Raw genomic sequence first — 20,934 nt, 5'->3', positions numbered from 1 at the left:
AATCAGAGTAGGGAAAAACCTACAGTTGGTGGGGAAACTCCCACGCTTGTTCCATTCCACGACCTTGGTGCGCTCATAAGATTGAAGAAATAGACTGCCACTCCATGAAGGAATAAGCTGAAAAATGATGAAAAACAGACGCTTTATTTTGATTTCTAAAGGAATTGAGCTAACTTTGCGGATATGAACGAAGAAACTTTTACACTACAGAATAAGCCGGCGAGCTACACCATCAACGTAAAGGGACGTTTGATGGACTTGAGCCGTCCGTGCGTGATGGGAATACTGAACGTTACGCCCGATTCTTTTTATGCCAACAGCCGCATGCAGACCGCGGATGCCATTCGCAACCGTGTGAAGCAAATTGTTGATGAGGGAGCGAAGATTATTGATGTGGGAGCTTGCTCCACACGTCCCGGTGGCAATCCGGCAGGCGAAGAAGAGGAAATGAAACGCTTGGAAATGGCACTGCCCATCGTTCGCGAAGTTTATCCTGATGCGGTGATTTCCGTTGATACCTTTCGTGCTTCGGTTGCTCGTCGTGCAGTGGAAGAATACGGCGTGGATATCATCAACGACGTGGAAGAAGGCTCCGACCGGGATATGTTTCGCACGGTAGCCGGATTGGGTGTTCCCTATATACTCATGTCGAAGGCAGCAAGCCTGCACGATATGCTTGTCGATTTGTCGCGTGAAGTCCAAGAGTTGCGCTCGTTTGGGCAAAAAGACATCATTCTCGATCCCGGCTTTGGCTTTGGAAAAGAACCCGTTGCGGGCAACCTTACCTTGATGAACGAAATGGAGAAACTGCTTGTCATGGAACTTCCCATCCTCGTAGGCATCAGTCGGAAACGCATGATTCATCAACTTTTAGGCATCACTCCACAAGAGAGTCTGAACGGAACCACGGTGTTGAATACCATCGCGCTGATGAAAGGTGCTGCCATCCTCCGCGTTCACGATGTAAGGCAGGCGGTGGAAGCAGTAAAGATATATGAAACCATGATACGCTCGTAGCGAACCCTCCTGTCGGATTTTGTTGCTGTGGAGGCATGACCCCTCCATGACAAAGCAGTGGATTGATTAAGTGGAAACCCACTTCTGCGAAGAATAATTAAAAAAAGATCATATGCTCTCCGAAACGACAGCTGTCTTCACCGCTGAGAGCGAAAGAAACTTAGTCTATGTTTTTTGAGTTTGGCATAAAAGATATCATTGATATTGTATTGGTGGCGCTCATGCTCTACTATCTCTATCGTGTGATGAAAGAGTCCCGGTCGCTCAACGTCTTTGTTGGCATCATGGTGTTTGTTGTCCTATGGCTAATTGTAAGTCAGGTGTTGGAAATGCGTCTCTTGGGTAGTATCATGGATAAGCTCGTCTCCGTTGGTGTTATCGGACTTATCGTGCTTTTTCAGGAAGAGATTCGTCATTTCCTTTACAACCTTGGCGCACATCAAAGAGTGAAAAACCTCTTGAAATTGTTTTTAGGCGACAGAAAGAAAGACAGCGTGGATCGTGAGGCCATCCTACCCATTGTCATGGCGTGCATGAGTATGGGGCGTGGCAAGGTAGGCGCGTTGATTGTATTGGAACGTGGAGTGAGCCTTCAGGACATTGTTGAGACCGGAGACACCATCGATGCACGCATAAACCAGCGGCTGATAGAAAATATCTTTTTTAAGAACTCACCGTTGCACGATGGTGCTATGGTTATCTCGAAGAAGCGCATCAAGGCAGCAGGTTGTATCCTGCCTGTGAGCCATAGTCAGGACATCCCGAAGGAATTAGGACTTCGCCACCGTGCTGCTCTGGGTATCTCGCAGAACTCCGATGCTGTGGCAATTGTGGTGTCGGAAGAGACCGGGCGCATCTCTGTTGCCATTAAGGGAGACTTCCAATTGCGACTGACGGCAGAACAGTTGGAAAGCATTCTCACTACTGAAATGGCGCGATAAATCCCCTTTCCATTCCTCCGTGTTCTTCTTTTTAGTTCAACATAAGGTTCATTTCCAAACCTTCATCGCCTAAAATTAAATCTGCCAATTCGTTTATTGTCAGTGCCGTGGGGCAGGGAAGAGGTCGGTTGGTGTGTGTTACTCGTCCTTTCTTCACCTTGAAGTACATGTTGTTCATGGGAATGTCGGAATCGTTGTACACCCGATAATTGCGTTCCTCTTCCGGATGCCTTTTTGCGTAGAGCGCGAATGCCTTCTCGGCGTTGATCACCCTTATCATGCCGAGAATGTTTTTGCGGTCGTGTTGGGCTGTCAGTTCATCCGGTGTGGCAAGCCGGCGGTCTTCTTGGATGATGTCGAATCCCTCCTTGTCGTGCAATATCACGCATGTTTTCTTTCTTTGCCATTGGTCGAACTCCTCAAACGACATTTCATCTATGGATGTTGGTGGTGGCGTGCAAACGATGTTATGAGTGTATCCGCATCGTTCGTACCAATCGTATAGCCAGTCTTCTGCAGGGATGAGGGTGGCAAACATGAAATCTTGCTGGTAAATCCGGAAATGCGCCTGACTCATCAGATTGCCTCCGATGCCTTGCTTTCTGTAATTTTTATCCACGCTCACTCCACTGATGTAGCTGATGGATACCTGTGTATTATGGAATTTAAGTTGATAAGGAAGGGTTTGCAGTGCTGCCACGATTTTGTTGTCAAGTTGGCTCACCACGTTGTATTCCGGTCGGAACACCCGAGAGAAATAAAGGCGGATGAACTCCTCTCGGTCATGAAAAGTGTCGCGCCAAAGGTTAGCGGTAGCTTTCGTTATCTCATCTTGTTCACCAAATTGTGCCAAAGGTCGTTTCTCCATGACCGTGCATTTCTCCAATAGTACGTCGGGTTTATATGAGAGTTTTGCCCGGCGAAGTCCCTCAATGCCCAAGTCTTCTTCCCGATTGATAAAGGTGTATTGCTCCGGAAGATGTCGTACGAACTCTTGATTGATGATGGAAAAAGCCCCTTCATAGTTGGCATTCGCTTTTTCCACGCAGACATCAAAAGTGTTATGATTGATTGGTCCTCCGAAAGTGAATGCGATGAGTTTTCCGTCCACTCTGATAGCACCCCCGAGCACGTCCAATTCATCCCATAACTCGAACACTCGCGTCATGGAACGCAGTTCATCGGTGTAATCGTTCTCTCCGTTTTCCTCATGTTTAGAAATGATGCGCCATTCTTTCTGCAGCTCCAAGCACTCCGGTATCATCTCCTTTGTGAGCGGACTATATTCATAGTTTGGGTATAGTTTTCGGAACTTATTGCAATGGTTGCGTTTTGATTGCAGTTTCTTCCCTGCGAGGTTGGCAAGTTTCTCTCTGGTATAGATGTAATCCGCGTGATCGCGGTCGGGCTTGATGATAAACGTGTCGGGGAACGCTTTCTCAATGATATCGACCATATTCCCACAAACGCCCAACATGAGAAACGGATGCCCGGAAGCGATGGAGTTTTGGCGCATCCTATTCACTATCTCCGTGAATGCTTCCTGCTTTGTCTCGTTCCATTCCCCCTTCCAAAGCGGAGCCATATAAGCAAGGTGTCTGCCGGAATAGAATCTGAAAATCAGGAAATCATCAACCTCTGCCACTTCCGTGTTGTAGAGAAATCTCCACGATATGATGTTTACAAAGCTCAAGTCGCAATTCTGTCGCTCACCTCTTATTGTGTAGCTCTGTATCAGTTCGCGATCGGTAGTTTTAACATCTTGAAATTTAATCATTTGGTGCTTTCTATTGTAATTCATACAAAATTACCTCTTTTTTTTGAAACAACCAACTCTCTACTATTAATAAGGTGTAAAAAAGTAAGGGTAAGTTTGGCGTTATAGGGCTAATTTGCTATCTTTGCATCGCAAAATGGACATTTATGATAAAACTTTAAGATAAAACTATGGACTTATTAGAGCAGATTATTGCGCGCGCGAAGGCGAACAAACAACGCATCGTGCTTCCCGAAGCTGAGGAAGAGAGAACCCTGAAAGCCGCTGACAAAGTATTAGCCGACGACATCGCGGAACTTATTCTCATTGGAAACCCTGAAAACATCAAGAAACTTGCTGCCGGATGGGGATTGAAAAACATCGACAAGGCTACCATCATCGACCCGATGAACAACCCCAAGACCGAGGAGTATGCCGAGAAGTTGGCGGAACTTCGCAAGAAGAAAGGCATGACCATTGAGCAGGCTCGCGATTTGGTAACGAAGAACAATCTCTATTTGGGATGTATGATTATCAAGACAGAAGGGGCAGACGGACAAATCTCCGGTGCTCTCTCCACGACAGGCGATACGCTGCGTCCCGCATTGCAGATTATCAAGTGTGCTCCGGGCATTACTTGCGTGAGCGGTGCCATGTTGCTGATAACCAACGAGAAGCAATATGGCGATAACGGTATCGTTGTCATGGGCGATGTTGCCGTAACACCCAACCCAACCGCAGAGCAGCTCGCACAGATAGCGTTTACCACTGCCGAAACTGCGAAGAGCGTTGCCGGCATTGAGGTTCCCAACGTGGCTATGTTGAGCTTCTCCACCAAAGGATCTGCCAAGGATGCCAAAGATAAAGAAACGGGCAAGAGCGTTTACATTATCGATAAGGTAATCGAAGCCACGCAAATAGCGAAGGAACAATTCCCCACATTGAATGTGGACGGCGAATTGCAGGCTGATGCCGCTCTCGATCCCACTACGGCAGCCAAGAAAGCAAAAGGCTCGAATGTGGCAGGAAAAGCCAACGTCTTGGTTGTCCCCAATCTTGAGGTGGGTAACATTGGCTATAAGCTGGTTCAGCGTTTGGGTGGCGCCACTGCCATTGGTCCTATTCTTCAGGGTATTGCCCGTCCGGTGAACGACCTCTCGCGTGGTTGCTCTGTCGATGATATCTATTACATGGTAGCCATCACTGCTTGTCAGGCACAGAATGCCAAGAAGGCTTAAGCCGTGATCTTCACGATTAGAAATAATGACGAAGTGGAAATCTTTTGCGATTGGGCGATTGAAAGTGTTGCTCTGATTGGCGAAAGATAATTTCCCCATGACTTAAAATAAAACGAAAATAAATGAAGATATTAGTGTTAAACTGCGGTAGCAGTTCCATTAAGTACAAGTTGTACGATATGGCAGATGAGTCAGTGTTGGCTCAGGGTGGCGTTGAGCGCATCGGGCTCGATGAGGCTTTCATCAAGGTGAAACTCAACAACGGCGAGAAAAAACAAATCATGGCCGACCTCCCAACCCATAAGGAAGGAGTGGCTTTAGTCTTTAAGGTATTGCTGGATTCGGAGATAGGAGCCATAAAGAGCTTGGACGAAATCGATGCAGTGGGCCATCGCATTGTGCAGGGTGGCGACCTCTTCGAGAAGAGTTGCATCGTGACAAAAGAGGTGGAAAAGGGCATAGAAAGCCTTATCGACCTCGCACCGGTTCATAACGCCGGACACTTGCGTGGCTTGCGTGCCGTTGATGCTTTAATGCCGAACACCCCACAGGTAACGGTCTTCGACAATGCTTTCCACAGCACCATGCCGAACTATGCGTATTTGTACGCCGTACCTTATGAAATGTACGAGAAATATCACGTGCGTCGCTACGGTTTCCACGGAACCAGCCATCGCTATGTTTCTCAACGCGCTTGCGAAATTCTCGGTGTGGATTACAAAAGTCAGAAAATCATCACTTGCCACATCGGCAATGGTGCTTCCATGGCTGCCATCAAAGACGGCAAAGTTATTGACACCTCCATGGGTCTGACTCCTTTGGCAGGTCTGATGATGGGTTCTCGCTCCGGCGACATTGATGCTTCAGCCGTAACTTACATGATGGAGAAGCTCGGAAAGACACCGCAGGAAATGGCAGACTACCTGAATAAGGAGAGTGGTGTGCTCGGTATCACCGGCATCAGTTCTGACATGCGTGAGATTGAGGCTGCCGAAGCCGCAGGCAACGAACGTGCCATCTTGGCTCTGAAGATGTACAACTATCGCATCAAGAAATACATTGGTGCTTATGCGGCTGCCATGGGTGGCGTGGATGTGATTGTTTGGACGGCAGGTGTGGGCGAGAATCAAATCACTCTGCGCACCGATGCCGTGGAAGGTCTTGACTTCTTGGGCATCAAGATGGATGTTGAGAAGAACAACTGCCGTGGTGTGGAAAAGGTGATTTCAGCCGACGACTCCAAGGTGAAGGTGCTTCTTGTCCCGACCGACGAGGAAATCGTCATTGCTCGCGACACTCAGGAGCTTGTAATGGCTGCCAAGAAATAAGCCAAAAGGTTATTGCATACATCAAAAAGGTTGGCAAGTACGATTACGATGGTAATCCGCTTGCCAACCTTTTTATATCTTAAGCTCAAAACGGTTAATAAGCCTAAATCGGTCATCAGCAACCACTTTAATTCTTTTTTTTAATGACCACTATTAGGAACATTCAATTATATGTGTCTGTTATTCTGCAATTTACAAACTTTACCACGTCCTTAACCCAAGCATGACTTTTCCATTGGTGGCTTTGACTTGGACAACTTCTGAACAACTGATACTTGTGCGAACTTTGTAGTCATGGCATATAATTTCATAACGCTGTTTCGTCATGCACTAATCAACTCCGAGCAAGACAAAAGATAAGCAAATGCTTTATTTTTTGGGGATATTGAAAACGCGAAAACCCTTCCCGGAGATATGGGAAAAGTTCAATAATGTCCTAATTTTTCTTCATTCATCTATCAAAAGCTTAGCTTTCGCTCTGTAAAAGCTTAGCTTTTGCAATGTAAAAGGTCATGTATTGGAGTGCAAAAGCTCATCTTTTAAATTGCAATTAATATTGTTCTGATTATCAATAGATTGCGAAGCATTTTCCGAGCCTGTTTTTTGTAATATAATTTCATGGTGATTAGGACACTACCGGGAAAAGATAAAGAATTTCTCACTGCCATACAACACCGTGAATTCTTAATGATTGATTTGGGATTTAAGGTAAGTAGGAGCGAGTACGATTCCTTAACAAATACATTTTCTTTTATATAATACAAGTTAAATTATAAGAATTTACAAAGATTATATATTAAACAATCATAAATATACTCCCCAGAATTTGTTATTATTTGTAATAAGATTTACCTTTACCATATAATAATTTATAACCGTTAAAACAATATGTAAGATGAAAACAAGATTTTTTTCAATAGCAATTATATTTGCTTCATTTTTCTTATCCCTTTACAGAATTATCAGCGATTCTAATGAAATAATATTGCATTGGGATTTTTTAGGAAATGTCACAAAGTATGGCGACAGGTACGCTATTATTTTCCTACCTATCATTTCTATTGTTCTTTATGTGGTTCTAAATTACTATAAGAAAAATCCATTTAAAATGCTTCGAATAAAAAAATTCGCACATTGTGATGAGAATTTTAACCTTCTTAGCTCTTACATTCAAGTCATCACTCCGATTGTTTTACTGGTTATTCTTTATATTGCAGCCTGCTCCGCACAATATATAAGTTTAATTCCTTGGGTTATTTATTTTTTCATAGCATTCATCATCGCCTACTATATTTATGTAAGCAACAAACTTATAAAGAACCGTACTTAGACAAAAGCAGTCTCGCTGAGACTTTCGCAAGCCCACCTTCTGATTGATGTTATACGAATGTGCGTAAAAAAAACATGACTATCCTGACTATGGCTTGCTCTCGCCCTCTACATATTCCTCAAGGAAGATGTGCTCGCCGTCGAACACCACATAAGTGAACTGCCATATCCAGTCGCCCAGAATGAAAAGACGTGCCTTGCGCGAAAGCGTCAGATCGAGTTCGATATGGCGATGACCATAGATATAGTAATCCACATCGGCATGTGTCTTCATGTAATCCTTGGTGAACCTCACCAAATATTCTTTCTCTTCACCCAGATAGGGCACCTCTTTTCCATCGGCTCGCTTCAGTCTGCTTTTTTTTGCCCAATTGAGTCCTAACTGCATGCCCCACCATGGGTGGAAGAAGTTGAGCAGCCGTTGACAAAAACGATTGTGGAAAATGCTGCGCAAGAAACGATATTTGGGGTCGGGGTCGCCCAATCCGTCGCCATGAGCAAGGAAAAACACTTTGTCGTAGATTTCCGTGGTGATGGGTCGGCGATGAAGTATGACGCCACACTCTTCTTCCAAATACCCATAGGTCCAGATGTCGTGATTTCCTATGAAATAATGCACCTCTATTCCCATGTCGGTAAGCTCTGACAACTTTCCGAGAAAGCGTGTGAAACCTTTGGGTACGACATATCTGTACTCGTTCCAGAAATCAAACATGTCGCCTAACAGATAAATGGCTGTGGCCTTGTGCTTAATGCTGTCAAGAAAGTTCACCAGCCTTCTCTCTTGTGTTCGTTTATGGTCTATCGCGAGCGAACCAAGATGCGCGTCTGATAGGAAATATACATTTTTCATAACTTGAATGACGAATGAGGGTTAAAGAATTTAAGTGTAGCTGTTTTCGCAAAAGGTGCAAAGATTAATCGAAACCGAGTTCCACTCTTGCTTCCTCGCTCATCATACTTTGATCCCAAATAGGTTCGAAGACGAGGTTAATATTGGTGGAAGTTACTCCTGAAACTCCTTCTACCTTGGTGCGAACATCTTCGAAGATGAAGTCGGCAGCCGGACAAGAGGGAGAAGTGAAAGTCATATCCATGTCCAATTTTCCATCGTCTTGAAGGTCAATCTTGTAAATCATTCCGAGGTCGTAAATGTTTACGGGGATTTCCGGGTCGTAAACCGTCTTCAATGCCTCTACGATATTTTCGATTATCTTTGTCTTTTCTTCTTGTGTCATGATGATGAACTTTTGTTTTATTGTTAACGATTAATGTTCCTCCGTTATTAATGTCAAGCCTTTCCGATGAGGAAGTTTCGTTCTGATTAGCGCAGCCATTGTTCGGGGTTCAGCTTGGCGGTTTCCCTTCGCAGTTCAAAGTGGAGAACGCCACCGGAATTTACCGTACCCAATGTCTGACCTGTTCCGACGGTTTGTCCCTTTCTCACGCTGACACTGCCCATGTTGAAGTAAGATGAAATGTAAACACCATGTCGCACCATGACAGCGGTGATGCCTCCTCCTGTGAAGATGGCACTAACTTCACCTTTGAAGACACTTCTGACGGGGCTGCCCGCTGCTGATTTGATGTTGATGCCACTGCTATTTAGCTTTACGTGTGAGAGTCCGTTCACGTTGTAGTTGCCATAGTGGGTGATAATTCTGCCGGACATGGGCATGGGTAATCGTCCCTTGTTGTTTTCAAAACTTCCGGTCATTGCCCGGTCGGCAGATGACATGAGTGTATTGCTTTCTCGGTTTGCTTTCGCTGCCGCCGCCTGTTCGCGAGCAGCTCTCTCTCTGTCGGCTTTGGCTTTTCGCTCTGCCGCAACGCGCAAGGCTTCCGCCTCGCGAGCTTGTTGTGTGGCACGTGCTTGAGTTGCTGCCGCTTGTGCCGCAATTCGTTCTTCTTCGCGTTTGGCTGCAGCTTCTCGTTCTTGTGCTCTCTTTAATTCTCGTGCTTTCTTGGCAGAGGCTTCCGCTTCTGCCTGTTGGCGAGCTCTTTCCGTTGCCCGGCGAGCCTCTTCTGCTTTTGCTGCAGCTTCTTTGCGTGCGCGCTCAGCTGCCTCAGCCTTTGCCCTTGCTTCCGCTTTTGCTGCAGCTTCTCGTGCTTTCGCTTCCGCTATTCTGCGAGCATTCTCTCGTGCGGCACGCTCTGCCTCTGCTTTCCTGCGCGCCATCTCTGCTGCTCGTCGTTTGGCGGCGGCTGCTCGAGCCGCAGCTTTGGCTTTAGCCTCGGCAATCGCTCTTTGGCGGACTTTCTCCATTTCTATTGCCACCAGTCTATCTACTTGAGCTGAGATGGCTTGCTGTTTTTTCTGTCGTTCGGCGATGACGCTCTGTAGCACTTTTTGTTCGTTCTGCAAGGAATTAACCACGTTTTGCTGTTCCTGTTTCTTGCTTTCCATCTTCTGATGTTCTTGGCGACCTTTATACAGGAGATTGCTCTTGGTGGAGCGAACCGTTTGGAGTTGTTGCTGTTTCTGATCCACTTGTGCTTGCTTTGCTTTCAGTAATTCACCTTGTGCTCGCTGATAGGCTGCATATTCGCGAATGAAGCGTAGTCGGCGGTACATCTGTGTGAGACTCTTGGCGGAGAAGACGAACATCAGCTTGTCTTGTATTCCGCGATGACGCGCCATGTGGCGCATGGAGCTGATGAAACGCATGCGTCTTTCGTTCAGTTGTGTTTCGAGAGAGTTGAGCTGTCCTTTCAGTATGCCGATGTTTCCGTCAAGATCTTTTATGTCGGTGGCAATCGTGTCGATTGTTTTCTGATGTTGTCCTATCTCTGTGTCGAGCGTCATGATTTTCTGCAAGCGTTCTGCGACATCCTTCTCTTTGACCTTTAGCTCTTTTTCGTTCTTCGATATTTCTTTCAGAATCTCTGCATTTTTTTGTTGCAGACTTTTTATTTCCTTTGTTGTAACATATTTGGGTTGTGCTTTTGCAGTCTTTCCGCTTCTTTTTGTCGATTTTTTAGTTGTCTTCTTTTCTATCTTTTGCTGCACGGATTTGTTCTTCTGTCGTTTGGCAGGTTTCTGTGCGTAAGGCGACAGCAGGCACGTGGTCAATAATAGGATGATTAATGTAATGCGTTTCATTCTAAAGTGCTGTTAATTTCTCAAGGATTTCTTCAATTCCCACTTTTCGATATTTGTTCGATGGTTGGGTTATACTCTCCCAATTGGCGTTATCGTTGAGTCCGGAAAGACTGAATTTGGCTTTGAGCGTTTTTCTTTGTTTGGTTGCTTGTGTGCGAATGATAACTTCTTGTTCGGTGGGGAACTTCTTTGACCCGAAGTTTTGGAAGTTGTCATACTGCCAATTCAATGTAGAGATACCATGCTCCGTGCTTGTGTATTTCACTTCCGCTTTGCCGATAAGTCCGGAGAACGATTCAGCCATCCATTTATAATCCATTCTTCCGTCCTTGAGCGTAATGGGGACGTAAGCTTGGTTGGGTGATTGAACTGTGGTAAGGTTCACATTGAAAGTCTCCAGTTGGTTTTCTCCTACTCGTTGTTTGCCCGGGATGAAGAGTTGGTTCCAAAACAAAGCCTGCAGAGTGTAGAAATTGATGCCGTTGTCTTTCAAGAAAGCCACCTCGTTGTAGCCGGCTTTTACGTATTGTTTGTGCATGCGATCGATAAAGAGGACATAGTTCTTGGTAAATTCAATCCTCCCCACCTCACTGCGTATGATGGGTACCAACAGTTGAATACGCACCACCTCATCCTTCCTCATTCGTAGGATTCCCGGAACGGAAATGTTCTTGGAGCCGTTGTTGAGGGTGAATGACAAGTCGGCGACCAAATTTCTTTGATATAATGCGCGGTCGGCGACCTTTTGCACAAATTGCAACCTTTGCTTCTTTTCCGAACTTTGTGTTGTAGTTATCGGTTGTTTCGTGGTGGACGATTGCTCCGTTACCGATTTCTTTGTTCCGCATCCCGCAAAAATAGATAACGCGAAGATGGCGATGCTTATGTTTCGTATGTTCATTTCTTTATGTATTTCTTTTGTTCTATCTTTTTCTTCAATAGCTTGCTGTCATTGCCCGCCTTTGCTGCTTGCTGCCAATAATCCAATGCCTTACTTTGGTCGCCAACGTTGAAGTAGATGTCGCCGGCATGTTCGAGTACGGTTCCACTGAGCGATGTATCGTACTTCATGACCTGGTCAATATAGATTCTTGCCTCTTCGTATCTTTCTTGTTTGAAAAGAATCCATGCGTAGGTGTCTAAGAATGTGGCATTTTCCGGTTCGGCTTTTACTGTTTTATAGCTCATTTGCTCCGCCTTTTTCAGGTCTTTGTTGTTTTCGCTCAGATAATAGGCATAGTTGTTGAGTGCAGGTGCATAGTCGGGCTTCCATTGCAGGCAACTGTCGTATGCCTCGTATGCCTCTTTATCCATTCCTTTTTCGTGCAGAATGTCGCCCATAACGGCATAGAAATCGGCAACAAGGTCGGGATTGCTGTCGGGCTTTATCTGACTTACCCCTTTGCGAAATGTTTTCAAGGCTTCGTCATTGTCATGTTTCATGTATTGTGCGAAGCCCTGATAATAGTAGAATGCCATCTCCTCCGGGTTATATTCTTGCGCGGGACGACAGATTTCGATGACTTTGTCGTAATCTTGTGTTTCCCAAGTGTTTTGTAACAATGCCAAGCGCGCCCCGGTATTGTCGGGCTCTATCTCCACCGCACGTTCATAAACCTCATTAATGGTGGCTTTCGGAGCATTTTGCAGGGTAAAATAGGCGGCTTTCATCAAGACGATGTCGGCATCTTCTTGTGGCAAAGCCAATACCTTATCAAACAATTTCAGCACTTTCAAGCTGTCTTTGTTTTCCTCTTTCTGACTCTCCATGATGACTTGTCGCAACAGAGCCATTTTGGTTTCTTTTTCGGTTTTGGGGGATAGAAGAATGTTTTGAGTGATTTCGTCAACGGTTTTTTGGTCTTTTACATCCCGGTAATAGTCTAATAGCGAGAGCTGTGCAAACGAATTGTCGGGTTCCTCTTTCAAAACTGCCTTGTATTCCTGAAACGCCTGTTTCTTTTTATTATTCTGAAAGAGCCAATTTCCCAGCATAACCCTATAATTCAACTCCAGCGGATGGTTTTGAACGAGTGCCATCAATACTGCCTGCTCTTTCTTTTTATCTCCCATCTGTTCGTAAATCTGCATTTTTGAGAGCGAGAGGTGTTCGTTGCTTCCCATCAATAGCTCCAATCGGTCCAGTACTTCCAACATTTTCTTGAAGTCATTTTTTGTTCCGTAGAGATGATATAGTATCTGAAGCACATCCTCACGCGTCTTGTTTGTGGCATATAATCGTTCGTAGGCATCGAGTGCGCTTTCGTAATCTTTCTGAGTAAGGTAGAACAGCCCCAATTTCTCAAGATAAGTGGTGTTATTAGGTGCCAGTTCCGCTGCTTTCTCGAAGTGAGTACGTGCTTGTTTGACGTCCTTCATTTTCATATAATAACCGGCCAATTCGTAATACGCTTCCGGTGCGTTGGGATTGATATCCTTGGCATGGGTAAAAAGGTCGAAAGCGGCAGTCATATTCCCCAACTCCTGTTGTATTATCGCCTCAAGGAAGAAATAGTTGTAGCGTGGCAAGGTGTCATTGTCAGGAATGGCATTTGCCATCAATGCCCATCCCCATAGCATTGCCATCAATACAATTCTCCTGCCATGTCTTTTATAATCAGTATTCAATCAGTTGTCCTCCGTTGTTAAAATCGTTGTAGAAGCTTTCCCGGGTATAAAAAAAATCCCTCTTGCGTGTGGCGAATGACCTCCGGGTATTGTTCACATTCCAACTTGTTTCGTTCACTTCACTCCGGTATGACCATATCCTCCTGCGCCACGTTCTGTCTCATCGAGTATTTCCACAACTTCAAACTCTGCTTGTTCGTGGCGAGCGATGATCATTTGCGCGATGCGTTCGCCGGCGTTGATTACAAAATCTTTCTCAGAGAAGTTGATGAGCAATACCATAATCTCTCCTCGGTAGTCGGCATCCACCGTTCCCGGCGTGTTAAGCACCGTGATGCCATGTTTTAATGCCAAGCCGCTGCGAGGTCGCACCTGAGCCTCATAACCGGCGGGTAGGGCTATATGCAGGCCTGTCGGGATTAATCGGCGTTCCATGGGCTTGAGGGTAATGGGACACGTTATGTCGGCACGAAGATCCATACCCGCACTCTGTGATGTTGCATAGGTTGGAAGGGGTTGTTTGCCTTTGTTTACAACTTTAATCTTAATCATAATTCCTTTTTATTATGTGCAAAAATAACGAATTCCGTCCACATAGATGAATTTTCAAGGCTAAAAAGCCCCATTTTAGCCAATTTTAATTACTTTTGCGTGTGCGAATCTTTTTATGATTATGATGTATTGGCAAAAACTTATTTCCAACAAGCGGTTCGGACAAGAAGATCGACACGCGCTTCGACACGATGATCGGTCGGAATTTAAGCGCGATAGCGACAGACTTATCTATTCCGCGCCGTTTAGAAGACTTCAGAACAAGACACAGGTTTTCCCACTTCCCGGGAGCGTCTTTGTGCATAACCGGCTTACCCATTCTTTGGAGGTTGCCTCCTTGGGGAAGTCCTTGGGCGACGATGTGGCTCGACAGCTCGTTCGCAAACATCCCGAACTCCGGGGAACACTCTTTGAGGAGATTGGAACCATTGTTCAAACTGCCTGTTATGCTCACGATATGGGTAATCCTCCTTTTGGGCATAGTGGTGAGAAAGCCATACAAGCGTTCTTTCGCGAAGGTGCCGGAGCTGAAATAAAACATCTTGTGCGACCCCGTTTTTGGAATGATATCATTCATTTTGAGGGTAATGCCAATGCGTTTCGCCTGCTTACCCATAGGTTTTTGGGGAGGCGTGAAGGAGGCTTCGTGATGACCTATTCCACGCTTGCGAGTATAGTGAAATATCCTTTTTCCTCAACGTTTGCCGGAGAGCATGGTAAGTTCGGATTTTTTGAGTCAGAAGAAGCCACTTTTCGCAAGATTGCCGATGAGTTGGGAATTATGCGTAAAGACACCTCCGGCGAAAGCATGGCGTATATTCGTCATCCATTAGTATATTTGGTGGAGGCTGCCGACGACATATGCTATGAGATTATGGATATAGAAGATTCTCATAAGCTCAAGTTGCTGTCTTTCGATGAGACGGCGGAGCTCCTCCTTGGCTTTTTCGATGAAGCCACACAACACGCCATTCGCTCCAGAGTAGTGAAGGAGGGCGTTACCGATAAGAATGAGCAAGTGGTTTATTTCAGGGCTTGTGTCGTCGGACTGCTTGAAAAAATGTGCGTAGATGTGTTTGTGGAAAACGAAGAAGCCATTCTCAACGGCACTTTTAAAGGTTCGTTGATAGACCATATTCCTGAGCTTCCCGGGAAGAATTATCGCCACTGCTCCAAGGTGTCGGTTGAAAAGATCTATACCAGCAAAACTGTTCTTGATGTGGAACTGTCGGGCTATAAAATCATGGAAACACTCATGGAAGCTCTCACCGGTGCGGCTGTCGCTCCGGAAAGATTCCACAGTCAGCAGCTCATCCGTAGGTTCTCAAGCCAGTACGACATTCGTAATCCGAATTTGGAAGACCGCATCATGGCAGTAATCGATTATGTCAGTGGAATGACGGATGTTTATGCTTTGGATATCTATCAGAAAATCAATGGAATCAGCTTACCGATTATTTAAGTTATGGAAAATCAATATCAAAAAACATTCCCGGATTTGATGACGGGAAAAAAGATAATGTATGTCCACGGCTTCATGTCTGCGGGATCTACTCATACTGCCCAGATCTTACGCGATTACATGCCGGAAGCCACCATTCTTGCTCCCGACCTCCCCATTCATCCCGAAGAGGCGATGAAACTGCTCCGCAGACTCCAAAAAGAGGAGCAGCCCGACCTCATCATAGGCACTTCCATGGGGGGGATGTACACCGAAATGCTTTATGGGACGGATAGGATTTGCGTAAACCCTGCCTTTCAAATGGGTTCTACCATCAGCGAGAGCAACATGTTGGGCAAACAGGTGTTCCAAAACCCACGAAAAGATGGTGTGCAGGAGATTATCGTTACCAAGGCTCTGCAAAGAGAATATAAGGAAATCACCGAGCAATGTTTTGCCAATGTTACTCCCGAAGAGCAACAACGAGTCTATGGACTTTTCGGAGACAAGGATTCGGTGGTTCATACCTTCGAGTTGTTTCAGCGGCATTATCCCGGAGCCATCCGCTTTCATGGCGAACATCGGTTGATAGAAAAAGCTGTATTCCATTACCTGATGCCCATCGTTCGTTGGATTGACGACAAGCAGACGCAACGAGAACGTAGAACGGTTCTCATTGATTGGACTACGTTGTGTGATGACTACGGAAAACCAAAGTCGAGTCTGCACAAGGCTTACGAATTTCTGCTCGATTATTATAATGTTTATTTTGTTGTTCCCGCGCCAACCAATGAACCTGAACAATTGACCGAGGCTCAGGCATGGATAGAGGAAGTATTTAGCGCGCCGGCATGGAATCACGTCATTTTCACCAATCATCCTCAATTGCTTTATGCCGACTATCTCATTTCCATTCCGAAATCGGATAATTTTATGGGAACACTCCTACGCTTCGGCAGCGATGAATTCAAGACGTGGGAGGAGGTGATTGTCTTTTTTCAACGACTGGGTGGACAATAAGCAATCATGACTGTTTCAGAAGAACTCTTTCGCAGAATATTTGATGTCTTATCCTTGCCTGCTAAGCAGCAGGATGTCCGGAATAAGTTGATGCACGATATTCTTGTGCGGGTTTGTCGGGAAGGGTTGAAAAGTACGCGACATGGATTCGGAAACCTCTCATCACAAGTCGATTCTCTTTGTCGCAAACACAAAGTCGCTCCCCGGGACGTTGTAGCCATCCATGCCATGCGCCGACACAGTAATTCCATTGCACCAATATTGCCGGATGATTTCGCTTACGATTGCAGGGCTTTGGCTATCTTTGTCTCCGCCGTGTTTGGCGAGGCAATACCGGCTTTCCTTACGGGCAAGATTCCGACGATGGGAAGGCACGTTGAAAATATTCAACTTTCCAACTATAAATGTATTCGTTGCACTGTGCTTGCTTGGGATGATGCCACCATTAAGGTTGGTGTCCTCAATCAAGCATTTGGCAATGACTGTCTCGTGGTTGATTACGCGAGTTCTCCCGATTATATCGACTTCACCTATCTGCGATTTGTATTGAGAGTGGGAATGCAACTCAACCTGCTTGACTGCGGAGTCGTTAGAAACCATGTGCAACCCAAAATCATTGTGGTGGAGCCGGACTACCTCTTGGATATTTCGGCTGTTGCCAACTGCTTTGAGGATTATGGGCATCATCCATTGCTTTTCACCGTGAACCGAATGAAGCCAAGAACGCTCAATCGGCACACACTATTGGGTAATTTCGCGGGCGCGGCACTCGATAATGTCATTAACCATCCGGAATGTAAAACAGAGGATATCATTCGGTCGAACTTTCGTGATAAAGCATTAGACCATGCCTTATGTGGCGACTTCAACGTGTCAGAGTTTCTCCTGAACGCAAAACTTCAGGTAAAACACATAAGAGAAATCGTGGACGAAATATTTGCTACTTACAAACGCGATAAGGCTATATTAGAGCCTTCGTTCGTTTGCGAGCATTTGGGGCTACAAGGACGTGTCGATCTCATGACAACCGATTTGCAATTGCTTGTGGAACAGAAGTCAGGCAAGAACTTTTATCTTGCTTCTCACCGTCCGAACAAGCATGGGTCACTTCACATTGAGAAACATTACGTACAAGTTTTGCTTTATTTCGGCATATTACAATACAACTTCCTCCGCAGTGGGAAAAGTACCGACATCCGATTGTTGTATTCCAAATATCCGCTTCCGGATGGATTGTTGGAGGTCGAGCCACTGAAGAAACTGATGATGGAGGCAATAAAATTCCGCAATCAGGTGGTGGCAACGGAATATTGGATGGCGAACAACGATTTCTCCAAACTCATTCCCAAACTCATTCCACAAACATTGAAAACGGAAAAATGCAACGAGGGTTTTTATAATCGATATGTTTTGCCCGATATTACAGCCATTCTGAAACCACTGCACGGTCTGTCTCCGTTGGAAAAATCTTATTTTTGTCGCATGATGCGTTTTGTCGTAAAAGAACAGATCATTTCAAAAGTAGGTTTCCGGGAAGGAACTGGCAGTTGTAACGCGGATCTTTGGAATATGCCATTGGCTCAAAAAATAGAAACGGGAAACATCTATGTCGGATTGACCATCAAGCGAAAAGCCCGAAGTACCGCCTTCAGTGGTTATGACACTATTACGCTCAATGTTCCGGAATTAAACGATGAATTCTTGCCTAATTTCCGTCGGGGCGACATGATTTATCTCTATTCTTATAAGAAGGGAAATCTGCCCGATGTTCGGAAAAGCATACTTTTCAAGGGTTCGATGGAAGCCGTGTCCGATAAAGAAATCACAGTGCATCTGAACGATGGGCAGCAGAATCCCGACCTTATTGCCGGCGACTTCTTTGCCGTTGAACACGGCGGCAGCGACATTGGTAGCGCAACGGCGATTCAAGGTCTGCATACTTTCATCACTGCCAACGAGAAACGCAAGCAATTGCTGTTGGGACAGCGACCGCCACTTTCAGATAAAAGTCTGCGACTGACTCGCGACTATCATCCCGATTACGATGAAATTATCCTGAAAGCCAAACAGGCACAAGACTGTTTCCTACTTGTGGGACCACCGGGAACGGGCAAGACGTCCATGGCTCTGCAATTCCTCGTGCGGGAACAGTTGGCGGAAAATGAAAATGCCTCTGTCTTGCTTCTGTCCTACACCAACCGTGCCGTGGACGAGATTTGCGGAATGTTATCAGATACCGGAATAGATTATGTCAGAATTGGCAATGAGAACAGCTGCAGCCCGGTCTTCAAATCTCGTCTGCTGTCGAACGTGATGGCGCAAGTGCCAACGCTGGAAGGCATAAGGCAGACGCTTGCCAACGCTCATGTCATCGTGAGTACTATCTCCTCGCTGGCGGCTCGATCCGGAATCTTTAACGTGAAACATTTCGACTTGGCAATTATCGATGAAGCCGGTCAAGTGCTTGAACCTAACCTCATGGGCATCCTTTCTGCCAAGAATCCCTCTTCCTTGGATAAGATCGACGGTGAGGCTATCACCAAGTTTATCCTCATCGGAGACTATAAACAGCTGCCTGCCGTTGTGCAACAAGATGCTGAAGAATCCGCCGTCGCCGATCCGCTGTTGAAAGCCATTGAACTGGACGATTGTGCCCACTCTCTTTTTGAACGATTAATCCGGATGGAACGCTCGGCAGGTCGTTCCGATTTTGTCGGCACTTTGCGTAAGCAAGGACGCATGCACCCGGATATCGCCGAGTTCCCCAATAGATATTTTTACATGCGTGAACAGTTGGAATGTGTGCCATTGGCACATCAACGCGAACTCAGACTGCCTTACGACGTGGAGAGTGAAGATGCGGCGGATGACTTCCTGAAGGCGCATCGCGTGATTTTCATTCCCTCAGACTCTTGTAGGCAACCCAATCTTTCAGAGAAAGCAAACATGGAGGAAGCAAGAATAGTTGCCGATACCATCCGTCGCTTGTACCGGCAAATGGGGCAGGCGTTCAATCCTCGGAAATCAATAGGAGTCATTGTACCTTATCGCAATCAGATAGCCCTGATTAGGAAAGAATTGGAAAAACTCAACTTGCCGGCACTTGCCGATATAAGCATCGATACTGTGGAACGCTATCAGGGCAGTCAGCGCGATGTCATTATCTATTCTTTCACCATTCAAAGTCGTTATCAGTTAGAGTTCCTTACTGCCGGTACCTTTGAGGAGGATGGACAGATTATCGACCGCAAACTCAATGTGGTCATTACGCGAGCACGCAAACAACTCATACTCACCGGAAACGAGGTTACGCTTCGACAAAATGCGACTTTCTCAAAACTCTTGGATTATATAAAGACGAAAGGTGGATACAAAACAAAATAAATTCTCGCTTTCTCTACTTCAAGGAGAACATAGAGGCATAAAAAAAGGACTACCGCTGTAGTCCAACCTTTGTTAACCTTAAATCTAATACTATGAAAAACACGTTGCAAAGATAAAGGATAATTCTGTAGATTGCAAATAAATTGACCGAAAATTCATCAATTTGACGTAATTATTGATTTACGCAGAGTCAACCAGCAAGTGCAAAATTATAAAACGTATTTGAAGAATTCACACTTTGGAGTAGAAAAGTTTAATTTTTCTCTCGGTCTTTCGTTCAATTTCTTTTGTATCGACATAATTCTCTTGTCTGTGTAATGTTCAAACGAATCCTTTTTCGGTATATATTGTCTGATTAGTTTATTTGTATTCTCAATAGCTCCCTTTTGCCAAGAACAATATGGATCAGCGAAGTATACGGGCACGCCCAAGAACTTGGTAATATCCTTATGTGCCGCAAATTCAGGTCCGTTGTCTGTTGTAATGGTCTTCAGAATGTCCTTGTATGGTAGCAGCAGTTTTCTAACTACCTTTGCCAGAGGCTTTGCCTGCTTCCCAAATGGCAGTTTCTGCATAAGCAGCATATTGGTGGATTTCTCTACCAGTGTGAGTATGGCATGCTGGTCAGGGTCTACGATCAAGTCCATCTCAAAATCTCCAAATCTCTTCCCGTCAACTTCCTTACTTCTTTCATGGATACTCAACCTGTCTTTAATTGGAAAATGCCTGCCCTTGGGACGATGCCTGTATTTCATCTTATGCCTTGTGTGTTTGGCAAGTTCCCCTGTTGTATCATTATGAATGATATTATAAATGGATTGGTGGGACACCTTTATTCCCTCATTCTTGCGCAGATAACCTGATATTTGTCGTGGAGACCACTGGTCATTGGTGATATATTCCTTAATTCTCCAGACTAATTCGTTAGAGAGCCTGGCGTTCTTTACCGTTCTCTTTCTGCGCTGCATAGCCATATCGTGCGCCTTTGTCCAGATATACTTTTCTGATGGCGTGCTGTTGCGTTTGATTTCACGTGATAGTGTTGACTGACTGATGCCGACGATTGTGGCAATCTCTTTTCTCCCTGTTTTCTTTTGGAGTAAGGCGAAAATTTGCGACCTTTGCTCCGAGGTTAATTGATGATATTTCACAATACAAAGTTAATTAATCTTGGGGAGACAGAGGTCTCCCTTTTTT

General features: G+C 45.4%; 15 protein-coding genes. 7 read left to right on the top strand and 8 right to left on the bottom strand.

The features are described from left to right. Positions 1 to 183: 183 nt before the first annotated feature. Both folP and cdaA read left to right on the top strand, forming a co-directional pair. On the top strand, positions 184 to 1,017 hold the full coding sequence (folP, locus tag E0E16_RS12415) for a dihydropteroate synthase (protein WP_130830502.1): 834 nt from the start codon (positions 184 to 186) through the stop codon (positions 1,015 to 1,017). Between the two features lie 167 nt (positions 1,018 to 1,184). Next, positions 1,185 to 1,958, top strand: coding sequence for a diadenylate cyclase CdaA (gene cdaA / locus E0E16_RS12410; protein WP_130830501.1), 774 nt, complete (start codon positions 1,185 to 1,187; stop codon positions 1,956 to 1,958). Positions 1,959 to 1,989: 31 nt separating this feature from the next. Here the strand turns inward: cdaA and E0E16_RS12405 are convergent, their stop codons facing one another. Beyond that, a complete protein-coding gene (locus E0E16_RS12405) occupies positions 1,990 to 3,735 on the bottom strand; it encodes a GNAT family N-acetyltransferase (protein WP_130830500.1) in 1,746 nt (581 codons plus the stop codon). Positions 3,736 to 3,905: 170 nt separating this feature from the next. Between E0E16_RS12405 and pta the strand changes: the two genes are divergently transcribed. Continuing rightward, positions 3,906 to 4,952, top strand: coding sequence for a phosphate acetyltransferase (pta, locus tag E0E16_RS12400; RefSeq protein WP_130830499.1), 1,047 nt, complete (start codon positions 3,906 to 3,908; stop codon positions 4,950 to 4,952). Positions 4,953 to 5,074: 122 nt separating this feature from the next. Next, positions 5,075 to 6,280 carry an acetate/propionate family kinase gene (locus E0E16_RS12395; RefSeq protein ID WP_028901739.1) on the top strand — a complete coding sequence of 402 codons (1,206 nt, stop codon included), beginning with the start codon at positions 5,075 to 5,077 and terminating at the stop codon, positions 6,278 to 6,280. Positions 6,281 to 7,697: 1,417 nt separating this feature from the next. On the opposite strand, the gene E0E16_RS12390 is transcribed toward E0E16_RS12395, so the two are convergent. From E0E16_RS12390 to dut, 6 genes are all read right to left on the bottom strand, one after another. Further along, positions 7,698 to 8,462: a UDP-2,3-diacylglucosamine diphosphatase gene (locus E0E16_RS12390; protein ID WP_130830498.1), complete on the bottom strand. Its 765-nt coding sequence runs from the start codon at positions 8,460 to 8,462 to the stop codon at positions 7,698 to 7,700. 64 nt (positions 8,463 to 8,526) lie between these two features. Then, positions 8,527 to 8,847: a metal-sulfur cluster assembly factor gene (locus E0E16_RS12385; RefSeq protein WP_130830497.1), complete on the bottom strand. Its 321-nt coding sequence runs from the start codon at positions 8,845 to 8,847 to the stop codon at positions 8,527 to 8,529. Between the two features lie 86 nt (positions 8,848 to 8,933). Then, positions 8,934 to 10,712, bottom strand: coding sequence for a peptidoglycan DD-metalloendopeptidase family protein (locus E0E16_RS12380; protein ID WP_130830496.1), 1,779 nt, complete (start codon positions 10,710 to 10,712; stop codon positions 8,934 to 8,936). 1 nt (position 10,713) lies between these two features. Next, positions 10,714 to 11,613, bottom strand: a complete 900-nt coding sequence (gene lolB1, locus E0E16_RS12375; RefSeq protein WP_130830495.1) for a lipoprotein insertase outer membrane protein LolB1 — start codon at positions 11,611 to 11,613, stop codon at positions 10,714 to 10,716. After that, positions 11,610 to 13,298 carry a tetratricopeptide repeat protein gene (locus E0E16_RS12370; protein WP_130830494.1) on the bottom strand — a complete coding sequence of 563 codons (1,689 nt, stop codon included), beginning with the start codon at positions 13,296 to 13,298 and terminating at the stop codon, positions 11,610 to 11,612. The genes lolB1 and E0E16_RS12370 overlap by 4 nt, the downstream gene beginning before the upstream one ends. Positions 13,299 to 13,454: 156 nt before the next feature. Further along, positions 13,455 to 13,892, bottom strand: a complete 438-nt coding sequence (gene dut, locus E0E16_RS12365; RefSeq protein WP_130830493.1) for a dUTP diphosphatase — start codon at positions 13,890 to 13,892, stop codon at positions 13,455 to 13,457. 124 nt (positions 13,893 to 14,016) lie between these two features. Here dut and dgt point away from each other — a divergent pair, with 124 nt between their 5' ends. From dgt to E0E16_RS12350, 3 genes are read left to right on the top strand one after another with little or no spacing between them, the layout of a single operon-like run. After that, positions 14,017 to 15,354 (top strand): dGTP triphosphohydrolase, encoded by a 1,338-nt coding sequence (gene dgt / locus E0E16_RS12360; protein ID WP_130830662.1) that lies wholly within the window; start codon positions 14,017 to 14,019, stop codon positions 15,352 to 15,354. 3 nt (positions 15,355 to 15,357) lie between these two features. Continuing rightward, complete coding sequence (locus E0E16_RS12355; protein WP_130830492.1) at positions 15,358 to 16,353, top strand: YqiA/YcfP family alpha/beta fold hydrolase; 996 nt, start codon at positions 15,358 to 15,360, stop codon at positions 16,351 to 16,353. Between the two features lie 6 nt (positions 16,354 to 16,359). Next, positions 16,360 to 19,737, top strand: coding sequence for an AAA domain-containing protein (locus E0E16_RS12350; protein WP_130830491.1), 3,378 nt, complete (start codon positions 16,360 to 16,362; stop codon positions 19,735 to 19,737). Between the two features lie 209 nt (positions 19,738 to 19,946). Here E0E16_RS12350 and E0E16_RS12345 read toward each other — a convergent pair whose 3' ends face one another. Next, complete coding sequence (locus E0E16_RS12345; RefSeq protein WP_130828374.1) at positions 19,947 to 20,888, bottom strand: IS30 family transposase; 942 nt, start codon at positions 20,886 to 20,888, stop codon at positions 19,947 to 19,949. Positions 20,889 to 20,934: the final 46 nt, after the last annotated feature.

This window comes from Prevotella rectalis, from assembly GCF_900607215.1.
GTDB lineage: Bacteria > Bacteroidota > Bacteroidia > Bacteroidales > Bacteroidaceae > Prevotella > Prevotella brunnea.
Note: the sequence above shows the minus strand (reverse complement) of the source record. Positions and strands in the feature narration are given on the sequence as shown.

Excerpts from the sequence above, each read along its gene's own strand:
- folP (WP_130830502.1), top strand. The coding sequence starts at position 184 with ATGAACGAAGAAACTTTTACACTACAGAATAAGCCGGCGAGCTACACC.
- cdaA (WP_130830501.1), top strand. The coding sequence starts at position 1,185 with ATGTTTTTTGAGTTTGGCATAAAAGATATCATTGATATTGTATTGGTG.
- E0E16_RS12405 (WP_130830500.1), bottom strand. The coding sequence starts at position 3,735 with ATGATTAAATTTCAAGATGTTAAAACTACCGATCGCGAACTGATACAG.
- pta (WP_130830499.1), top strand. The coding sequence starts at position 3,906 with ATGGACTTATTAGAGCAGATTATTGCGCGCGCGAAGGCGAACAAACAA.
- E0E16_RS12395 (WP_028901739.1), top strand. The coding sequence starts at position 5,075 with ATGAAGATATTAGTGTTAAACTGCGGTAGCAGTTCCATTAAGTACAAG.
- E0E16_RS12390 (WP_130830498.1), bottom strand. The coding sequence starts at position 8,462 with ATGAAAAATGTATATTTCCTATCAGACGCGCATCTTGGTTCGCTCGCG.
- E0E16_RS12385 (WP_130830497.1), bottom strand. The coding sequence starts at position 8,847 with ATGACACAAGAAGAAAAGACAAAGATAATCGAAAATATCGTAGAGGCA.
- E0E16_RS12380 (WP_130830496.1), bottom strand. The coding sequence starts at position 10,712 with ATGAAACGCATTACATTAATCATCCTATTATTGACCACGTGCCTGCTG.
- lolB1 (WP_130830495.1), bottom strand. The coding sequence starts at position 11,613 with ATGAACATACGAAACATAAGCATCGCCATCTTCGCGTTATCTATTTTT.
- E0E16_RS12370 (WP_130830494.1), bottom strand. The coding sequence starts at position 13,298 with ATGGCAATGCTATGGGGATGGGCATTGATGGCAAATGCCATTCCTGAC.
- dut (WP_130830493.1), bottom strand. The coding sequence starts at position 13,892 with ATGATTAAGATTAAAGTTGTAAACAAAGGCAAACAACCCCTTCCAACC.
- dgt (WP_130830662.1), top strand. The coding sequence starts at position 14,017 with ATGTATTGGCAAAAACTTATTTCCAACAAGCGGTTCGGACAAGAAGAT.
- E0E16_RS12355 (WP_130830492.1), top strand. The coding sequence starts at position 15,358 with ATGGAAAATCAATATCAAAAAACATTCCCGGATTTGATGACGGGAAAA.
- E0E16_RS12350 (WP_130830491.1), top strand. The coding sequence starts at position 16,360 with ATGACTGTTTCAGAAGAACTCTTTCGCAGAATATTTGATGTCTTATCC.